This is a genomic window from Enterobacter sp. ECC-219, assembly GCF_043966805.1.
Lineage (GTDB): Bacteria > Pseudomonadota > Gammaproteobacteria > Enterobacterales > Enterobacteriaceae > Enterobacter > Enterobacter cloacae_N.
The window spans coordinates 4,692,453-4,711,593 of the sequence record NZ_CP143680.1 but is presented as its reverse complement, the minus strand read 5'-3'; the positions used below and the strand labels follow the sequence as shown (position 1 = coordinate 4,711,593).

The following is a 19,141-nucleotide window of genomic DNA, read 5'->3' as shown; positions in this document are numbered from 1 at the left end:
GAATCATGAAACAGTATCTTGAATTGATGAAAAAAGTGCTCGATGAGGGCACGCCGAAAAACGACCGTACCGGTACCGGTACGCTCTCCATTTTTGGCCACCAGATGCGCTTCAATCTGCAAGAAGGCTTCCCTCTGGTGACGACAAAGCGCTGCCACCTGCGCTCTATCATTCATGAACTGCTCTGGTTCCTGCAAGGCGATACCAACGTTGCGTATCTGCACGAAAATAACGTCTCCATCTGGGACGAATGGGCAGATGAAAACGGCAACCTGGGCCCGGTATACGGCAAGCAGTGGCGCGCATGGCCAACGCCTGATGGCCGCCATATTGACCAGATCACAACCGTCATGAACCAGTTGAAAAACGATCCGGACTCGCGCCGAATCATCGTTTCTGCCTGGAACGTGGGTGAGCTGGATAAAATGGCGCTGGCACCGTGCCACGCGTTCTTCCAGTTCTATGTGGCCGACGGCAAGCTCTCCTGCCAGCTCTACCAGCGCTCCTGTGACGTGTTCCTCGGCCTGCCGTTTAACATTGCCAGCTATGCGCTGTTAGTCCACATGATGGCGCAGCAGTGTGACCTTGAAGTGGGTGATTTCGTCTGGACAGGTGGGGACACCCATCTCTACAGCAATCATATGGAACAGACGCATCTTCAGCTCACCCGCGAACCGCGTGCGCTACCGAAGCTGATTATCAAACGCAAACCGGCATCAATCTTCGACTACCGCTTTGATGATTTTGAGATTGAGGGCTACGACCCGCACCCAGGCATCAAAGCGCCCGTCGCTATCTGATGCGATAAAGCGTGACACAACCGGTGCTGTTTAGCGCCGGTTTTTTTTTCGTCTCCATCCCGTTTTACGAGGCGTTATCAAGAAAGCGTGCAACACGCTGCAACACGCTCAATTCTTCGGATAACGCCTCCTAAAACCCTTATTCACCGCTCGCCACGCCCTCGTCGAATCGCCACACTTCCCGCATGAAAAAAGAGAACGGCTTTACGCTTATCGAAACGCTGGTGGCTGTCTCGCTGGTTGTCATACTCAGCGCCTCAGGTCTGTACGGCTGGGACAGCTGGCAGCGGCAGCAGCGGTTGTGGCAAACCGCCGACCAGGTGCGCGACTATCTGGTCTTTCTGCGCAACGACGCCAACCGGCACAACCGCGACCATCAAATTCGCCTTCAGCGGGTGGGCGAAAAGGAGTGCCTCGTGAGCTCAGCCGTACAAGGCTGTGAGAAGGGAAGCCCCTTTGTTCTGATTCCACTCTGGCCAGAGGTCGCGGTGAGCGAAGTCACGCCGTCATTAGGGTTCTATGGGTTAAGGGATACGGCATGGGCAGAGCGGATAAGGGTTCAAAGCCGTGCCGGAGAATGGCTGATCATAGTCTCAGACGGAGGGCGCATCAGAATGTGTAAGGTCTCACAGGGAGGTTCATGTCGATGAGACAGCGCGGTTTTTCGCTGACTGAAGTTCTGATTGCCACGGCCATCAGTAGCCTGTTGTTGATTGGCGCATCGCGCTTTTTACCCGGATTGCAGCGGGCGGTATTACTGCAATCCGGCCAGAGAGAGCTGGAAGAAGAGGTCTGGCAGCGCCTGTTTGCTTTCGGCAAACAGCTTCAGCGTGCGGGTTACTGTGCGGGGAACTGTCAGGGGCAAGGGCTGACGATCGCAAGGCAGGGCAGTTGCGTCATTGTGCGGTGGGATGCCAACAGTAACGGCCGCTGGGATCGCAGTGCATCAGAAAACGACAGCACCGGTTTTCGTCTGGAATCGGGCGCGCTGGAAACCCTGCGTGGAGCAACCTCGTGTGAAGGTAAGGGATGGGAAAAGCTCACGGACCCGGACAGGCTTGCGATTGCACACTTTGTGGTGAGGAAAGTTACACGCGCCGGGTTTGCGCCGGAGCTGAATATCGAACTGTCCGCCCTTCGCAAAGGCGAGCAGGGGGAGCCTTATCAGGCGTTGTATACGGTCACGGGGTACAACCTGTGAACCGTCAACGCGGTATGTCTTCTCTGGGGCTGGTCCTGCTTTTGCTGGTGCTCGGTACCCTGATCCTCACTGGCCTAAACCAGCAGCTCACCACGTTTAGTGCGCTCGTTGGCGGTGAAAGCCGTTCGCTACAGCAGCAGGCTTCTGTCCAGTCAGCGCTTGAGTGGGGACGCGTTCAGAACTGGTCACCCGACCCTGACGTTCAATGTAAAAAGGCACCCGCGTGGCGAGTGTGTTTGCGGCAACTGAGTGAAACCACTGTTTTACTGATTGCCGGAGTCAACGACCTGCTGCTCTGGCGTTCAGGAGAGATCGTCGACGGTAAAATTCGCTTTTCGCCTCACGGCTGGAGTGATTTTTGTCCGCTAGAGGAGCGTTCGCTATGCCAACTGCCATAAAAAAAGAGAAAGGATTTAGCATGGTTGAGGTTCTGCTGGCGATGATGCTGCTGGTCATCATCGTCACGGCACTGGCCGGCTATCATCGGGCGCTGGCGGCGCGGTTTAACCTGTTTAACCAGTATCGCCAGCTCTGGCACCATGCATGGAATCAGGCACAGCTCTCGACAAATGTTCTGCCCGCAGGCTGGCAGGCCAGTCGGGTGCAGACAACGCACGCAGGATGTGTCAGCATCACGGTTACACTTATTTCTCCTCTGGGGCGACGCGGTGAGATAACGCGTCTGCATTGCCCGGTTAGCCAGTAGTCGGGAGCGTCTATGTTAAGGGTCTACCACTCAAATCGTCTGGATGTGCTGGAAGCGCTGATGGAATTTATCGTTGAGCGCGAGCGGCTTGACGATCCTTTTGAGCCAGAAATGGTGCTGGTGCAGAGCACCGGTATGGCACAGTGGCTGCAAATGTCGCTTTCCCGTAAGTTTGGCATTGCCGCGAACATTGATTTCCCGCTGCCCGCGAGCTTTATCTGGGATATGTTCGTGCGCGTGTTGCCAGACATTCCCGAACAGAGCGCCTTCAACAAGCAGGGCATGAACTGGAAACTGATGGCGCTACTGCCGGAAATGCTGCAACACGATGAATTCGCAATGCTGCGCCACTACCTCAATGACGATACCGATAAGCGCAAGCTGTTCCAGCTGGCGTCCCGCACCGCCGATCTCTACGACCAATACCTTGTTTACCGTTCTGACTGGTTAATTCGCTGGGAAGCGGGCGAACTGGTTGAAGGACTACCGGAGGCGCAAATATGGCAGGCACCGCTGTGGAAAGCGCTGGTAGAGCATACGGAGAAGCTTGGGCAGCCTAAGTGGCACCGTGCCAACCTGTACGATCGGTTTATCTCAATACTCGAGAATGCGTCGGAGCGTCCAGCCCGACTGCCGTCACGCGTTTTTATCTGTGGGATATCCGCATTACCGCCTGTTTATCTGAAGGCCTTGTATGCGCTGGGTAAACATATTGATATTCATATTTTGTTCACCAACCCTTGCCGACAGTATTGGGGGGATATCCTCGACGAACGTTGGCTTGCGCGGCTGGTAACTCGCCAACGAAAGCGCCTTTTTGAAGAACGATCCGTCCCGCTGTTTAAAGACGGTTCGACTGCCGGGCAGCTTTTTGATGAAGACGGTATCCAGAACCTGCCCAATCCACTGCTTGCCTCATGGGGGAAGCTGGGGCGTGATTACATTCATATGCTCTCCGATATTACCTCATCAGGCGAGGGTGACGTTGACGCCTTTGTCGAGATCGCGCCGGATAGCCTGCTGCATAATATTCAATTAGATATTCTGGATCTGGAAAACCGTGCCGTTATGGGCGTGACGGCGAAAGAGTTTGAGCGCAGCGACAGCAAGCGGAAGCTGGATGCTGAGGATCGCAGTATCACGTTCCATGTTTGCCATAGCCCTCAGCGTGAGGTCGAAGTACTTCACGACCAGTTGCTGGCGATGCTGCAGGACGACCCTGAACTCACCCCGCGCGATATCGTGGTGATGGTGGCGGATATCGACAGCTACAGTCCCTTTATTCAGGCCGTTTTCGGCAGTGCGACCGGGGAGCGGTACCTGCCTTATGCTATCTCTGACCGTCGTGCCCGCCAGTCTCACCCGGCATTGCAGGCATTTGTTACCCTGCTTTCACTGCCGGATAGCCGCTTTATCTCCGAAGATGTTCTGGCATTACTGGATGTTCCCGTGCTGGCCGCGCGCTTCAACATCAATGAAGAAGGGCTGCGCTACCTTCGCCAGTGGGTAAACGAATCAGGCGTTCGCTGGGGGATCGATGACGATAACGTCCAGGAGTTCGAGCTTCCCCCAACCGGGCAGCATACCTGGCGGTTTGGCCTGACGCGTATGCTGCTGGGCTACGCCATGGAGAGCAGCCAGGGCGAGTGGAACGAAGTGCTGCCTTACGATGAGTCCAGCGGTTTGATTGCTGAACTGGTAGGGCATTTAGCTTCTCTCCTGATGCAGCTAAACCGCTGGCGCCGTGAGCTAATGCAGCCGCGTCCGCTTGAAGCGTGGCTCCCGGTTTGCAGGGCGTTACTTAATGATTTCTTCCTGCCAGACAGTGACACCGAAGCGGCGATGGCGCTCATTGAAACGCAGTGGCAGGCTATCGTCGACGAGGGCGTGAATTCCCACTATCACGAGGCAATTCCTTTGTCGCTGCTGAGAGATGAGTTGACGCAGCGCCTTGATCAGGAGCGAATCAGCCAGCGTTTCCTGGCAGGCCCCATCAATATCTGTACCCTGATGCCAATGCGCTCAATTCCCTTTAAGGTGGTCTGTCTGCTCGGCATGAACGACGGTGTTTATCCTCGTGCCCTGGCACCGCTGGGGTTCGATTTGATGAGCGCAGATCCAAAGCGGGGTGACCGTAGCCGTCGCGATGATGACCGCTATCTCTTCCTTGAAGCGCTTATCTCTGCTCAAAGTAAGCTCTATATCAGCTATATCGGCCGCTCCATTCAGGACAACAGCGAGCGCTTCCCCTCAGTTCTGGTGCAGGAACTGGTGGACTATATTGGCCAGAGCCACTATCTGGCTGGCGATGACGCGCTTAACTGCGATGAAAGCGAGCAGCGGGTGAAGGCGCACATTACGTGTATCCACAGCCGCATGCCGTTTGACCCGGTAAACTATATTGTCAGCGAACAGCAGAGCTATGCCCGCGAATGGCTGCCGGCAGCGAAAAAAGAGGGACGAGCCCATACGGATTTCATTCAGCCGCTTGATCCGCTGCCCATTAGCACCCTGACTTTCGAACAGCTTCAGCGGTTTTGGGCGCACCCGGTGCGCGCCTTCTTCCAGCAGCGACTACAGGTCAATTTCCGTTCTGAAGAGAGTGAAATTCCGGATGCAGAACCCTTTACCCTGGAAGGGCTGGAGCGCTATCAGTTAAACCTCCAGCTGCTGAATGCGCTGGTTGAAGAGGAAGATGCTGACAAACTTTACCGCCGCTACCGCGCTGCAGGGCAACTGCCTTACGGGGCGTTTGGGGAAATTGTCTGGGAGGCGCAGTGCCAGGAGATGACCGCTCTGGCTGAGCGCGTAAGGGAGCACCGCCAGCCCGGACAAAGCATCGAAATCGATCTCCACTGTAATGGCGTACAGCTCACGGGCTGGCTAACCCAGGTTCAGCCCGATGGGCTATTGCGCTGGCGGCCTTCTTTGCTCAGCGTTTCACAAGGATTGCAACTCTGGCTGGAACATCTTGTCTACAGTGCGGGTGGCAATAAAGGCGAAAGCCGGATCTTCGTGCGCAAAGACGGCGAGTGGCGCTTCCCACCAATGGAGGCAGAACAGGCGTTACGCTATCTGTCTTTGTACATCGAGGGCTATCTTCAGGGAATGAACAAACCCCTCCTGCTACTGCCCGAAAGTGGCGGTGCGTGGATAAAAGCCTGTTATGACGCGCAGAATGATGCGATGTTAACGGACGAGGCTTCGCTGCAGAAAGCGCGCAGTAAATTTATGCAGGCCTATGAAGGAAACATGATGGTGCGCGGTGAAGGTGAGGATGTCTGGTATCAACGTTTATGGCGAACGCTTGAGCCAGAATACTTCGAGGCTATTACGGAAGAGGCGCAACGCTACCTGTTACCGTTGTTTAAATTTAATCAGTCCTGAGCGCTGTATAAAAATTGCGCAGCATGGGGTGTTCATTTATGATGCACTTCTTATCACGGACTGATGTACCCAAATAAAGAGATGTTGGCGTGTCCAGCACGCAGTTTGTTAATGATGTTTGCCCTAAGTAATTCGAGTTGCAGGAAGGCGGCAAGGGCGTGAATCCCAGGGAGCTTACATGAGTAAGTGACTGGGGTGAACGCATGCAGCCGACGCACATGCAACTTGAAGTATGACGGGATAGCCGTGATAAAGAGGTCGTAATGCCAGGCAGCACCTTGTTCAAAGCATTTGTTTTGTTTGTCGCCCTTTGGGCGCCCGTCACTCAGGCAGACTCCGGTTGGCAACCCGTCCAGGAAACTATCCGTAAGAGCGAAAAAGATACCCGTCAGTATCAGGCTATTCGCCTTGATAACGGTATGACCGTGCTGCTGGTTTCCGATCCGCAGGCGGTGAAATCCCTCTCGGCGTTAGTGGTGCCTGTTGGATCGCTGGAAGATCCTGAGGCGCATCCGGGGCTGGCGCATTACCTCGAACACATGACGCTGATGGGCTCTAAAAAATATCCGCAGCCGGATAGCCTGTCCGAGTTTTTGAAAATGCACGGCGGCAGCCACAACGCCAGTACGGCACCGTACCGCACGGCCTTTTATCTCGAAGTCGAAAATGACGCGCTGGCAGGGGCGGTTGATCGCCTTGCCGATGCTATCGCCGCGCCGCTGCTGGATAAAAAATACGCCGACCGCGAGCGTAACGCCGTCAATGCGGAGCTGACCATGGCCCGTACCCGGGACGGTATGCGCATGGCGCAGGTCAGCGCCGAAACGATCAACCCGGCGCATCCTGGGTCACGTTTCTCGGGCGGTAACCTGGAGACGCTGAGCGATAAACCGGGAAGCCCGGTCATTGACGCCCTCCATGCGTTTCGCGACAAATACTACTCTGCCAACCTGATGAAGGCGGTTATTTACAGCAACAAACCGTTGCCGGAGCTTGCTGGCCTGGCGGCACAAACGTTTGGCCGGGTGCCGAATAAAAATATCGGCCTGCCGAAGATAGACGTACCGGTTGTCACGGACGCGCAAAAAGGGATCATCATCCACTACGTCCCTGCCATGCCCCGCAAAGTGCTGCGCGTTGAGTTCCGCATTGATAACAACACCGCCCAGTTCCGCAGCAAAACCGACGAGCTGGTGACCTACCTGATTGGTAACCGCAGCCCGGGAACCTTATCTGACTGGCTGCAAAAACAGGGACTGGTGGAAGGGATCCGCGCCGATTCCGATCCCGTGGTAAACGGCAACAGCGGCGTGCTGGCGATCTCCGCCACCCTGACCGACAAAGGGCAGGCCAACCGTGATGAAGTGGTTGCGGCTATCTTTAGCTACCTCTCTTTACTGCGCGAGAAAGGCGTCGATAAACGCTACTTTGATGAACTGGCGCACGTGTTGGATCTCGATTTCCGTTACCCGTCCATTACCCGCGATATGGATTACGTGGAGTGGCTGGCAGATACCATGATCCGTGTACCGGTGGCGCACACGCTTGACGCGGTCAATATTGCCGATCGTTATGATGCCGAGGCGGTTAAAGCGCGCCTGGCGATGATGACGCCGCAGAATGCCCGCATCTGGTACATCAGCCCGAACGAACCGCATAACAAGACGGCGTACTTTGTTGATGCTCCTTATCAGGTAGACAAAATCAGCGACCAGACCTTCGCCGACTGGCAGAAGAAGGCCGGTGAGATTGCGTTGAAGCTGCCGGAGCTGAACCCCTATATCCCGGATGATTTCTCGCTGATCAAAACGACTAAGGATTATCCGCACCCGGAGCTTATTATTGATGAGCCGACGCTGCGCGTGGTGTATACCCCAAGCCGTTATTTCGCGAGCGAGCCAAAGGCCGATGTCAGCGTGGTCCTGCGTAATCCTAAAGCGATGAACAGCGCCAAAAATCAGGTGATGTTCGCGCTCAATGACTATCTGGCCGGTATCGCGCTCGATCAGCTCAGCAACCAGGCGGCCGTGGGCGGGATCAGCTTCTCCACCAACGCCAACAACGGTTTGATGCTCAATGCAAATGGCTATACCCAGCGTTTGCCTCAGCTTTTCAAGGCGCTGCTGGAGGGCTACTTTAGCTACACGCCAACGGAAGAGCAGCTTGAGCAGGCTAAATCCTGGTATGCGCAGATGATGGATTCAGCAGAGAAGGGCAAAGCTTACGATCAGGCGCTTATGCCTGCGCAGATGCTGTCGCAAATACCTTATTTCCAGCGTGAAGAACGCCGTGCATTGCTGCCATCAATCTCATTAAAAGAGGTGCTGGCTTACCGTGACGCGCTGAAAACTAACACGCGTCCGGAATTTCTTATCGTCGGCAACATGAGCGAAGATCGGGCTAAAACGCTGGCAGAGAATGTTCGCACGCAGCTCGGTTCGAAAGGCGACGAGTGGTGCCGCAACCAGGACGTGCTGGTTGAGAAAAAACAGAATGTGATTTTTGAAAAAGCGGGGAGTAGCACCGATTCCGCGCTGGCCGCGGTGTTTGTGCCAACGGGCTATGATGAATTTTCCAGCTCTGCGCAAAGCGCCGTTCTGGGACAAATTGTTCAACCGTGGTTCTATAACCAGCTGCGCACAGAAGAGCAGCTTGGCTACGCGGTGTTTGCCTTCTCGATGAACGTAGGCCGTCAGTGGGGGCTGGGCTTCCTGCTGCAAAGCAGCGACAAACAACCGGCCTATCTCTGGCAGCGCTATCAGGCGTTCTTCCCGCAGGTGGAAGCAAAACTGCGCGCCATGAAGCCGGAAGAGTTTGCCCAGATCCAGCAGGCCGTCATCGCGCAGGTGATGCAGCCGCCGCAGACGCTGGGCGAAGAGGCCTCGCAGCTGAGCAAAGATTTCGATCGCGGTAATCTGAAATTTGATTCGCGTGATAAAGTAGTGGCCGAGATAAAACAGCTGACGCCGCAGAAGGTTGCCGACTTCTTCCATCAGGCGGTCATTAAGCCGCAGGGGATCACCATTCTGTCCCAGGTTTCTGGTAGCCAGAACGGGAAAACGGAGTACGTGAACCCGAAAGGCTGGATAGTCTGGAAGAGCGTCAGCGCGCTGCAGCAATCTATGCCCTGGAGTAAGAAAGAATGATCGACACCGCTGAGTCCCTTGATCCCTTACGTTTACCTCTGCAGGGTGAACGATTGATTGAAGCCTCAGCGGGAACCGGAAAAACGTTCACCATCGCCGCGCTCTATCTGCGCCTGCTGTTAGGGCTTGGCGGCAACGCCGCTTTTCCACGGCCTTTGAGCGTGGAAGAGCTGCTGGTGGTCACCTTCACCGAGGCCGCCACCGCTGAGTTGCGCGGTCGTATTCGGACCAACATCCACGAACTGCGCATCGCCTGTCTGCGCCAGAGCACGGATAACCCTCTCTACGCGAGTCTTCTGGAAGAGATAGCCGATAAGCAACAGGCAGCCCAGTGGCTGCTCCTCGCAGAACGGCAGATGGACGAAGCGTCCGTCTTCACCATTCACGGTTTTTGCCAGCGTATGCTGAGCCTGAACGCGTTTGAATCCGGCATGCTGTTTGAACAACAACTCATTGAAGATGAATCCGTGCTTCGCTATCAGGCCTGCGCGGATTTCTGGCGTCGCCACTGCTATCCGTTACAGCGAGATATTGCCGAAGCGGTACATGCGTTGTGGAAGGGGCCTGAAGCGCTGCTGCGCGCCATCGATCGTTACCTTCAGGGGGAAGCGCCGGTCATCAAATCTCCGCCGCCAGCGGATGAAACCCTGGCTTCCCGCCATGAAAAAATCATCGCGAAAATTGCCGACATCAAGCAAAAATGGATTGAGTCAGTCGGCGAGATTGACGCGATCATCGAGAATTCCGGGATCGACCGACGTAAGTTCAATCGCGGTAACCAGGGCAAATGGATCGAGAAGGTCAGCGCGTGGGCGCAGGAAGAGACGCGCGGTTACCAGCTCCCGGATGCGCTGGAGAAATTCTCCCGGCGTTTCCTGGTTGAGCGGACCAAAGCCGACGGCATCGTGCCTGAACATCCCCTGTTTGTGGCGATTGAAACCCTGCTTGCGGAACCCCTGACGCTCAACGATCTGATGATCGTCCGTGCCATGACGGAGATTCGCGACGCCGTCGCGCGCGAAAAGCGCCGCCGTGGCGAGCTGGGGTTCGACGATATGCTGAGCCGACTTGATGCGGCGCTGTGCAGTGAAAATGGCGAAGCGCTTGCCGCCGCGATTCGCACCCGCTTTCCGGTGGCGATGATCGACGAATTTCAGGATACCGACCCTCAGCAGTACCGCATTTTCCGCCGTATCTGGCGCCAGCAGCACGGCACCGCGCTGTTGTTAATCGGCGATCCGAAACAGGCCATTTACGCCTTTCGCGGTGCGGATATTTTTACCTATATGAAAGCCCGCAGCGAGGTTGATGCGCACTACACGCTCGACACCAACTGGCGCTCTTCGCCCGGCATGGTGGAAAGCGTCAATGCGCTGTTCAGCCGCATGGATACGGCATTTATGTTCCGGGAGATCCCTTTCCAGCCGGTCAAATTTGCCCCGAAAAATACCACCCTGCGCTTCGAGTTTAACGGCGAAACTCAGCCCGCCATGAACTTCTGGCTGCTGGATGGGGAAAGCTGGGGCGTCGCGGACTATCAAAATGCTATGGCCCAGCATTGTGCCGCGCAAATCCGTGACTGGCTCAGCGCAGGCGCGCGCGGTGATGCGCTGCTGTGGAAGGAGGATAAACCAGCCCCGGTAAAGGCATCCGATATCACGGTGCTGGTGCGCAGCCGTCAGGAGGCCGCGCTCATCCGCGACGCCCTGACGCTACTGAATATTCCCTCCGTTTACCTCTCCAACCGCGACAGCGTCTTTGAAACGCTGGAAGCCCTGGAGATGCTGTGGCTGCTTCAGGCCGTCCTGGCCCCGGAGCGGGAAAGCACGCTGCGCAGCGCCTTAGCGAGCGCGATGCTCGGGCTGAACGCGCGTGACATTGATGCGCTCAACAATGACGAAGCCGCGTGGGATTCTGTGGTAGACGAGTTTGTTCGCTACCGTGAAAAATGGCAGAAACGTGGCGTGATGGCGATGGTGCGTGAGCTTATGGCACAGCGTCATATTGCGGAGAATATGCTGGCGACAGCGGGCGGCGAGCGCCGTCTAACCGATATTTTGCACATCAGCGAGCTGCTCCAGGAAGCGGGTACGCAGCTGGAGAGCGAGCATGCCCTGGTGCGCTGGCTGGCCCAGCAGATTGCCGACCCGAACAGCAACTCCTCAAGCCAGCAGATGCGCCTCGAGAGCGATAAACATCTGGTGCAGATCGTCACCATTCACAAGTCGAAAGGGCTGGAGTATCCGCTGGTCTGGCTGCCGTTTATCGCCAATTATCGCGTGCAGGACCAGGCCTTTTACCACGATCGCGAGTCGTTCGAAGCGGTACTCGATCTCAGCAACGCGGAGTCCAGCGTTGAGCTGGCCGAAGCCGAGCGTCTCGCGGAAGACCTGCGCCTGCTCTATGTGGCGCTGACCCGTTCGGTCTGGCACTGTTCCCTGGGCGTCGCGCCGCTGTTCCGTCGCCGTGGCGAAAAGAGCGGCGAGAGTGATTTTCATCTGAGCGCGCTGGGGCGGCTTATACAGCGCGGCGAACCCAAAGATGCTGCCGGTCTGCGCCAGTGCATCGAATCACTTTGCTCAGAGCATGTTGCCCTGCATATCCCATCCCAGCCCGACAGCAGTCGCTGGCAGACGCTGGAGCAGGGAGAGTCAGCGCTGCATGCCCGCGAGGTGACGCGCACCATTGCTGACGACTGGCGCGTCACCAGTTACTCCGGTTTACAGCAGCACGGGCAGAGTATCGCGCAGGATCTGATGCCAAAACTGGACGTGGATGCCGCTGGGGCCGGTAGCGTGCCCGTCGAGCCGGTGCTCACGCCGCACCAGTTCCCGCGCGGCGCCTCACCGGGTACGTTTTTGCACAGCCTCTTTGAAGAGCTGGATTTTACCCAGCCGGTCTCTGAAGAGTGGGTGCAGAAGATGCTGCAGAGCGGCGGCTACGACGCGCAGTGGCTGCCGGTTCTCACTGAATGGATCCGCGCTATTCTGCACGCGCCGCTCACGGCGCAGGGGATCTCGCTGAGCCAACTGACCGCCAAAGATAAGCAGGTGGAGATGGAGTTTTATCTCCCCATCGCCAGCCCGCTCAGGGCCGAGGTGCTTGATGCGTTGATCCGCGAGCACGATCCGTTATCCGCCGGGTGCCCGCCTCTCAACTTCCGCCAGGTGCAGGGAATGCTGAAAGGCTTTATCGACCTGGTTTTCCGCCACGAAGGGCGCTACTACCTGCTGGATTACAAATCGAACTGGCTGGGTGAAAACAGCGAAGCCTATACCCAGCAGGCGATGGCCTCAGCGATGCAAATGCATCGCTACGATCTGCAGTACCAGCTCTACACCCTCGCGCTGCACCGCTACCTGCGCCATCGCATGGCCGATTATCGTTACGAAGACCATTTCGGCGGCGTCATTTACCTGTTCCTGCGCGGCGTGGATGCGAACGACCCGCGTTCGGGTATCTTCAGCACCCGTCCGGCTGCGGAGTTGATTGAAAAGATGGATAACCTGTTTGCTGCAAGCACGGAGGAGGTGGCATGACGATGCAGGCGCTACTGCTGGAAGCAGTTGAACAACGAACACTTCGCCACCTGGACGTGCAGTTTGCCATGATGGTGGCGGACGAGGAGCCTGCCGTTATGCTCGCCGCCGCGATCCTGAGTAAAGACGCGGGGGAGGGACATGTGTGTCTTCCACTGTCGCGTCTGGTGGTGGATGAAAAAATGCCCCCGGCGTTACAGGCGTGTTTCGCGCTGCTGGGTAATGCGGTGGACTGGCAGGCGATATTACTCGGCTCGCCTGCCGTGAGCGGAGCCGATACCGGGACGCCAATGATCCTTGTCGGCGAGCGTTTGTATCTTAACCGGCTGTGGCGTAACGAACTGACGGTAGCGCGCTTTTTCAGCGAGACCAACGCCCCGCTTCCCTGTGATGAAGCACAGCTCCGGCAAACGCTGGATACGCTGTTTATCTCTGACGACGAGACAGACTGGCAGAAAGTGGCGGCAGCGGTGGCGTTAACGCGGCGGATATCAGTGATTTCGGGCGGCCCGGGCACCGGGAAGACGACCACCGTGGCAAAGCTGCTTGCCGCGCTGATTCAGTTATCGGGTGAGAAAAAGTGTCGTATTCGCCTGGCGGCACCCACCGGTAAAGCGGCTGCACGTCTGACGGAGTCGTTAGGCGGGGCGCTGCAAAAACTGCCGCTTACCGGGGATCAGCTTGCGCTTTTCCCTAACGAAGCCAGCACGCTGCACCGTTTACTTGGCGCTCAGCCGGGTAGCCAGCGTCTGCGCTACCATGCCGGTAACCCACTGCACCTGGACGTGCTGGTGGTGGATGAAGCATCGATGATTGACCTGACAATGATGTCGCGGTTGATTGACGCTTTGCCGCCGCACGCGCGCGTCATTTTCCTCGGAGACCGCGATCAGCTTGCCTCCGTGGAGGCCGGGGCCGTGCTGGGCGATATCTGCACCTATGCCAGCCTCGGGTATACCGCAGAACGCGCTGAGGAGCTAGCGCGCCTGACCGGATGCTCGCTCGTGGCTGAAAATCATGTACTTGCGGGAGCGCTGCGCGACAGCCTGTGCCTGCTGCAAAAAAGCTACCGTTTTGGCAGCGACTCCGGCATTGGCCAGCTTGCAGCGGCGGTGAACCGGGGCGACCGGCACACGACCTGTGCGGTATTTGACGGCACCTTCACCGATATTGAGAAAAAATCGCTGCAAACCGGGGAAGAGTATCAGGCGATGCTGGATGACGCTCTTCTGGGGTACCAACGTTTTCTGACGGGCGTACAGCAGCAAAGCACGCCGGAGCAGGTTATTGCTGCGTTTGGCGAATACCAGCTGCTCTGCGCGCTCAGAGAAGGGCCCTTTGGCGTCAGCGGCCTGAACGACAGGCTGGAACAGCTGCTGGCGCAAAAGCGTAAAATCAGCCGTACCCCACATTCGCGCTGGTATGAAGGCCGGCCGGTGATGATCTCCCGCAACGACAGCGCGCTGGGATTGTTTAACGGGGATATCGGGATTGCGCTCGATCGCGGACAGGGGCTCCGCGTCTGGTTCCAGATGCCGGACGGTAGCGTGAAGTCCTTCCAGCCGAGCCGCTTGCCCGAGCATGAAACCGCCTGGGCGATGACGGTGCATAAATCCCAGGGCTCCGAGTTTAACCATGCGGCGCTGATCCTGCCCACACAGCTTTCCCCCGTCGTTACCCGCGAGCTGATCTATACCGCCATTACGCGCGCGCGTCAGCGTCTGTCGCTGTATACCGATGAACGGGTGCTGGTGCAGGCGATCGCTACCCGGACGGAACGCCGAAGTGGGCTGAGCGCGATATTTGAGTCCCTCTGAACGAAAGCCCTCGCCGGACGGTGAGGGCGTCGTATCATCCCAGGTCAGCCATCAGCACTTTTGAACGGCGCTGATAGTTGTACATCTCTTTCTTCGTTTCCGGCAGGGAATCAATATCCACCGGCGTGAACCCGCGCTCCTGGAACCAGTGAATGCTGCGCGTCGTCAGGACGAACAGCTTGCTCAGCCCCATCTGACGCGCCTGTGCCGCCACGCGCTCAAGCAGCATTTCACCGCGTGAAGAGCTGCGGTAATCCGGGTGCACCGCCACGCAGGCCATTTCTCCGATCTTCTCTTCCGGGAACGGGTAGAGCGCGGCGCAGGCGATGGTCAGGTTATCGCGCTGGATAATAGTGAATTTGTCGATCTCCATCTCCAGCTGCTCGCGGGAGCGACGAACCAGGATACCCTGCTGTTCCAGCGGGCGGATCAGCTCCAGAATGCCGCCGATATCGTTGATGGTGGCGCGGCGAATTTGCTCCGCACTCTCCATCACAATCTGGGTGCCAATACCGTCGCGGGAGAACAGCTCCTGCAGCAGGGCGCCGTCTTCCTGATAGCTGATCAGGTGGCTACGGCGCACGCCGCTGCGGCAGGCCTTCACGGCGCCACGCAGGAAGCGGACGGTGCCGGAGTGGTAATCCCCTTCGGCTTCCAGCGCTTCCACGCGGGCCTGGGCTTCGTTAGGGAAGAGTTCCGGCACAATCACCCCTTCATCGTTTACGACGCCCTGGGAAGAGCAAAACCCAATCATTTTTTCCGCCTTCAGCTTGATTGCCAACTGGGTGGCAATCTCTTCGGACGTCAGGTTAAAGCTTTCGCCAGTTACGGAAACGGCCACCGGTCCCATCAGCACGATGGCACCGCTGTCCAGCTGACGGTGAATGGCCTCTTCATCAATACGACGAATGCGGCCGCTGTGGCAGTAATCCACGCCATCGTCCACGCCGAGCGGCTGAGCGATGATGAAGTTGCCGCTCACGACGTTGATATGCGCGCCCTGTAGCGGCGTGTTGTTCAGGCTCATCGACAGGCGAGCGGTGATATCAAGCTGCAGCAGCCCCGCCGCCTGTTTCACCAGCTCAAGGGTTTTAGCATCCGTGACGCGGGTGTGTTTGTGGTAAATCGGCTCGTGGTGGTGAGCAGCCAGGTTGGCATCGATCTGCGGGCGCGCGCCATAGACCACCACCAGGCGGATCCCGAGGCTGTGCAGCAGGCCGATGTCATTGACGATGCTGGAAAAATTTTCATGCTCAATGGCTTCGCCGCCAAGCATGATGACAAACGTTTTTCCCCGATGGGCGTTGATATAGGGAACAGAATGGCGGAATCCCTGGACCAGTTCGGTTCTACGTTCCTTCACCATGGCACAACCCTTAATGAATGTTTATTCGTAATTTCTGTATTTTTATTCGATTGTGGTCGCGGGTGCAAGTGCAAATTTTCTGCGACCAACAGAAATTAATAAGTAATCCGTGCGTTAGCGTATGATTGTTTACCCTTTTATAGATGACAGTTTATGCGTCATTCGTTAAAGTTTTCGGTCAATCTGCACTTTTGTATATCAGTTTGTTTTCTTGCTCGGGAGAAGCATGTCGGGATCCAATTCAGCAATAAGCCGCCGCCGTTTGTTAAAAGGGGCCGGGGCAATGTGGTTGCTTAGCGTCAGCCAGGTCGGTCTTGCCGCCACGAGTCAGGTGGTTGCGGTGCGCGTCTGGCCGTCGTCGACCTATACGCGCGTGACGGTTGAATCCAATCGCGTGCTGAAATATAAGCAATTTGCCCTCAGCAACCCGGAACGTGTGGTGGTGGATCTCGAAGGCGTTAACCTCAACTCCGTGCTGAAAGGCATGGCGGCGCAGATCCGCGGTGACGATCCGTTTATTAAATCGGCGCGCGTTGGGCAGTTTGATCCGCAAACCGTGCGCATGGTGTTTGAACTGAAGCAGAACGTTAAGCCGCAGCTGTTTGCCCTGGCGCCCGTTGCGACCTTCAAAGAGCGCCTGGTGATGGATCTCTACCCGGCGAATGCGACGGATATTCAGGATCCGCTTCTCGCCCTGCTGGAGGACTACAACAAAGGCGATCTTCAGCGTCAGGTGCCCCCTGCCCAAAGCGGCCCGCAGCCGGGGAAAGCAGGGCGCGATCGTCCGATTGTGATCATGCTCGATCCCGGCCACGGCGGCGAAGACTCCGGTGCGGTGGGGAAATACCATACGCGTGAAAAAGACGTGGTGCTGCAAATTGCCCGTCGTCTGAAGGCGTTAATTGATAAAGAGGGCAATATGCGCGCCTACATGACGCGCAATGAGGATGTCTTTATTCCGCTGAAGGTGAGGGTGGCGAAAGCGCAGAAGCAGCGTGCCGATTTGTTCGTCTCGATCCATGCGGATGCCTTTACCAGCCGCCAGCCGAGCGGCTCGTCGGTGTTTGCGCTCTCAACCAAAGGCGCGACCAGTACCGCGGCGCGATACCTTGCGGACACCCAGAACGCCTCGGACCTGATCGGTGGCGTGAGCAAAAGCGGCGACCGCTACGTCGACCACACCATGTTCGACATGGTGCAGTCCCTGACCATTAACGACAGCCTGAAGTTTGGTAAAGCGGTGCTGGGCAAGCTGGGGAATATCAATAAGCTGCACAAAAACAGCGTTGAGCAGGCCGGGTTTGCGGTGCTGAAGGCACCGGATATCCCGTCCATTCTGGTAGAAACCGCGTTTATCAGTAACGTTGAAGAAGAGCGTAAGCTCAAGACGGCAAAGTTCCAGCAGGAGGTGGCGGAGTCGATTCTGGCGGGGATACGGGCGTATTTCTCAGACGGGGCGACGCTGGCGCGGCGCGGGTAGGTTTTTAGCCGGGTGAAATGCCCGGCAAATTCACAAACGGCAGATACAAAAAAACACCCTTAAGGGTGTTTATTGTTTTCAGAAGTGTTGGTTGCGGGGGCCGGATTTGAACCGACGACCTTCGGGTTATGAGCCCGACGAGCTACCAGGCTGCTCCACCCCGCGGCACCGTACTTCTTATCTTTTCTAAAATTTGATTGGTTGCGGGGGCCGGATTTGAACCGACGACCTTCGGGTTATGAGCCCGACGAGCTACCAGGCTGCTCCACCCCGCGTCACCGTACTGCTTATACTTCATCAAATTTTAATTGGTTGCGGGGGCCGGATTTGAACCGACGACCTTCGGGTTATGAGCCCGACGAGCTACCAGGCTGCTCCACCCCGCGTCCGTGGAAGCGCACTATACTCGGATAGGTTTGTGATGCAACCCCTTTTTCACATAAATCATTAACTTTGTATGTAAATTGAACGGCATTGCGTCATTTGGACTATTTTTTGCTCAGAATTTGCCAAAGGGCATGCGATCGCATTTCATTCGCTTTGTCGGTTTGTTATCTTCATCACGCGGAAATGGGCAACTTAAAGACGAGATATAATGAAAGGACGTTGGGCGAAGTATCTAATGGCGGGCGCAATGGTAGCGATTCTTGCGGCCTGTTCTTCCAAACCGACCGATCGCGGTCAGCAGTATAAAGACGGGAAGTTATCCCAGCCTTTCTCTTTAGTTAATCAGCCTGACGCCGTTGGCGCGCCGATCAACGCCGGTGATTTCTCCGAGCAGGTCTACCAGATCCGCAACGCGTCGCCGCGTCTGTATAGCTCACAGAACAATGTTTATAGCGCGGTACAGGACTGGCTGAAGGCGGGCGGCGATACGCGCAACATGCGCCAGTTTGGTATTGATGCCTGGCAGATGGAAGGGGCGGATAACTACGGCAACGTCCAGTTCACTGGCTACTACACGCCCGTGATTCAGGCGCGACACACGCGCCAGGGCGAGTTCCAGTACCCTATCTACCGTATGCCGCCAAAACGCGGCCGTCTGCCGTCCCGCGCCGAAATCTACGCCGGTGCGCTGAGTGAAAACTACGTCCTGGCCTACAGCAACTCCCTGATGGATAACTTCATCATGGACGTGCAGGGCAGCGGCTACATTGATTTTGGCGACGGTTCGCCGCTCAACTTCTTCAGCTATGCCGGGAAAAATGGCCATGCCTACCGCAGCATCGGTAAGGTCCTCATCGACCGCGGCGAAGTGAAGAAAGAAGATATGTCGATGCAGGCGATCCGCGAGTGGGGCGAAAAGCACAGTGAAGCCGAGGTGCGTGAGCTTCTTGAGCAGAACCCGTCGTTCGTCTTCTTTAAACCGCAAAACTTTGCCCCGGTGAAAGGCGCCAGCGCGGTACCGCTGATTGGCCGTGCCTCGGTGGCATCGGATCGTTCTATCATTCCTGCGGGTACCACGCTGCTGGCGGAAGTCCCTCTGCTCGACAACAACGGCAAGTTCAACGGCAAGTATGAGCTGCGTCTGATGGTAGCCCTGGATGTGGGCGGAGCGATTAAGGGCCAGCACTTTGATATCTATCAGGGCATTGGCCCTGACGCAGGCCATCGCGCGGGCTGGTATAACCACTACGGACGCGTATGGGTGCTGAAGGCGGCGCCGGGCACCGGAAACGTATTCAGCGGCTGATTGTGG

General features: G+C 56.8%; 12 protein-coding genes and 3 tRNA genes. 11 read left to right on the top strand and 4 right to left on the bottom strand.

The features are described from left to right. Nucleotides 1–5: 5 nt before the first annotated feature. From thyA to recD, 9 genes are all read left to right on the top strand, one after another. Nucleotides 6–800 carry a thymidylate synthase gene (thyA, locus tag V1603_RS22385; protein ID WP_014885081.1) on the top strand — a complete coding sequence of 265 codons (795 nt, stop codon included), beginning with the start codon at nucleotides 6–8 and terminating at the stop codon, nucleotides 798–800. 212 nt (nucleotides 801–1,012) lie between these two features. Then, complete coding sequence (locus tag V1603_RS22380; RefSeq protein WP_395314006.1) at nucleotides 1,013–1,450, top strand: prepilin peptidase-dependent protein; 438 nt, start codon at nucleotides 1,013–1,015, stop codon at nucleotides 1,448–1,450. Continuing rightward, the gene (locus V1603_RS22375) at nucleotides 1,441–2,001 is read left to right on the top strand and encodes a prepilin peptidase-dependent protein (protein WP_192982570.1); all 561 of its coding nucleotides are present in this window, start codon (nucleotides 1,441–1,443) and stop codon (nucleotides 1,999–2,001) included. The genes V1603_RS22380 and V1603_RS22375 overlap by 10 nt, the downstream gene beginning before the upstream one ends. After that, nucleotides 1,998–2,399 (top strand): DUF2509 family protein, encoded by a 402-nt coding sequence (locus V1603_RS22370; RefSeq protein ID WP_192982567.1) that lies wholly within the window; start codon nucleotides 1,998–2,000, stop codon nucleotides 2,397–2,399. Before V1603_RS22375 ends, V1603_RS22370 begins: the two co-directional genes overlap by 4 nt. Beyond that, nucleotides 2,384–2,707 carry a prepilin-type N-terminal cleavage/methylation domain-containing protein gene (locus tag V1603_RS22365; RefSeq protein WP_163331126.1) on the top strand — a complete coding sequence of 108 codons (324 nt, stop codon included), beginning with the start codon at nucleotides 2,384–2,386 and terminating at the stop codon, nucleotides 2,705–2,707. Before V1603_RS22370 ends, V1603_RS22365 begins: the two co-directional genes overlap by 16 nt. A 12-nt stretch (nucleotides 2,708–2,719) precedes the next feature. After that, nucleotides 2,720–6,094 (top strand): exodeoxyribonuclease V subunit gamma, encoded by a 3,375-nt coding sequence (recC, locus tag V1603_RS22360; protein ID WP_395313283.1) that lies wholly within the window; start codon nucleotides 2,720–2,722, stop codon nucleotides 6,092–6,094. Nucleotides 6,095–6,357: 263 nt separating this feature from the next. Then, nucleotides 6,358–9,240 (top strand): pitrilysin, encoded by a 2,883-nt coding sequence (gene ptrA / locus V1603_RS22355; RefSeq protein ID WP_395313282.1) that lies wholly within the window; start codon nucleotides 6,358–6,360, stop codon nucleotides 9,238–9,240. Then, complete coding sequence (recB, locus tag V1603_RS22350; RefSeq protein WP_395313281.1) at nucleotides 9,237–12,779, top strand: exodeoxyribonuclease V subunit beta; 3,543 nt, start codon at nucleotides 9,237–9,239, stop codon at nucleotides 12,777–12,779. The genes ptrA and recB overlap by 4 nt, the downstream gene beginning before the upstream one ends. Further along, complete coding sequence (gene recD, locus V1603_RS22345; protein ID WP_116341810.1) at nucleotides 12,776–14,596, top strand: exodeoxyribonuclease V subunit alpha; 1,821 nt, start codon at nucleotides 12,776–12,778, stop codon at nucleotides 14,594–14,596. Before recB ends, recD begins: the two co-directional genes overlap by 4 nt. A gap of 34 nt (nucleotides 14,597–14,630) precedes the next feature. Here recD and argA read toward each other — a convergent pair whose 3' ends face one another. Beyond that, nucleotides 14,631–15,962 (bottom strand): amino-acid N-acetyltransferase, encoded by a 1,332-nt coding sequence (gene argA, locus V1603_RS22340; protein ID WP_014885072.1) that lies wholly within the window; start codon nucleotides 15,960–15,962, stop codon nucleotides 14,631–14,633. 226 nt (nucleotides 15,963–16,188) lie between these two features. Between argA and amiC the strand changes: the two genes are divergently transcribed. After that, nucleotides 16,189–17,442 carry an N-acetylmuramoyl-L-alanine amidase AmiC gene (amiC, locus tag V1603_RS22335; RefSeq protein ID WP_014885071.1) on the top strand — a complete coding sequence of 418 codons (1,254 nt, stop codon included), beginning with the start codon at nucleotides 16,189–16,191 and terminating at the stop codon, nucleotides 17,440–17,442. Between the two features lie 88 nt (nucleotides 17,443–17,530). Here amiC and V1603_RS22330 read toward each other — a convergent pair. From V1603_RS22330 to V1603_RS22320, 3 genes are all read right to left on the bottom strand, one after another. Further along, a tRNA-Met gene (locus V1603_RS22330) sits at nucleotides 17,531–17,607 on the bottom strand. A gap of 33 nt (nucleotides 17,608–17,640) precedes the next feature. Then, nucleotides 17,641–17,717, bottom strand: a tRNA-Met gene (locus V1603_RS22325). 34 nt (nucleotides 17,718–17,751) lie between these two features. Then, a tRNA-Met gene (locus V1603_RS22320) sits at nucleotides 17,752–17,828 on the bottom strand. Nucleotides 17,829–18,037: 209 nt separating this feature from the next. On the opposite strand from V1603_RS22320, the gene mltA reads away from it, so the two are divergent. After that, nucleotides 18,038–19,135 (top strand): murein transglycosylase A, encoded by a 1,098-nt coding sequence (gene mltA / locus V1603_RS22315; RefSeq protein WP_116343499.1) that lies wholly within the window; start codon nucleotides 18,038–18,040, stop codon nucleotides 19,133–19,135. Nucleotides 19,136–19,141 lie beyond the last annotated feature (6 nt).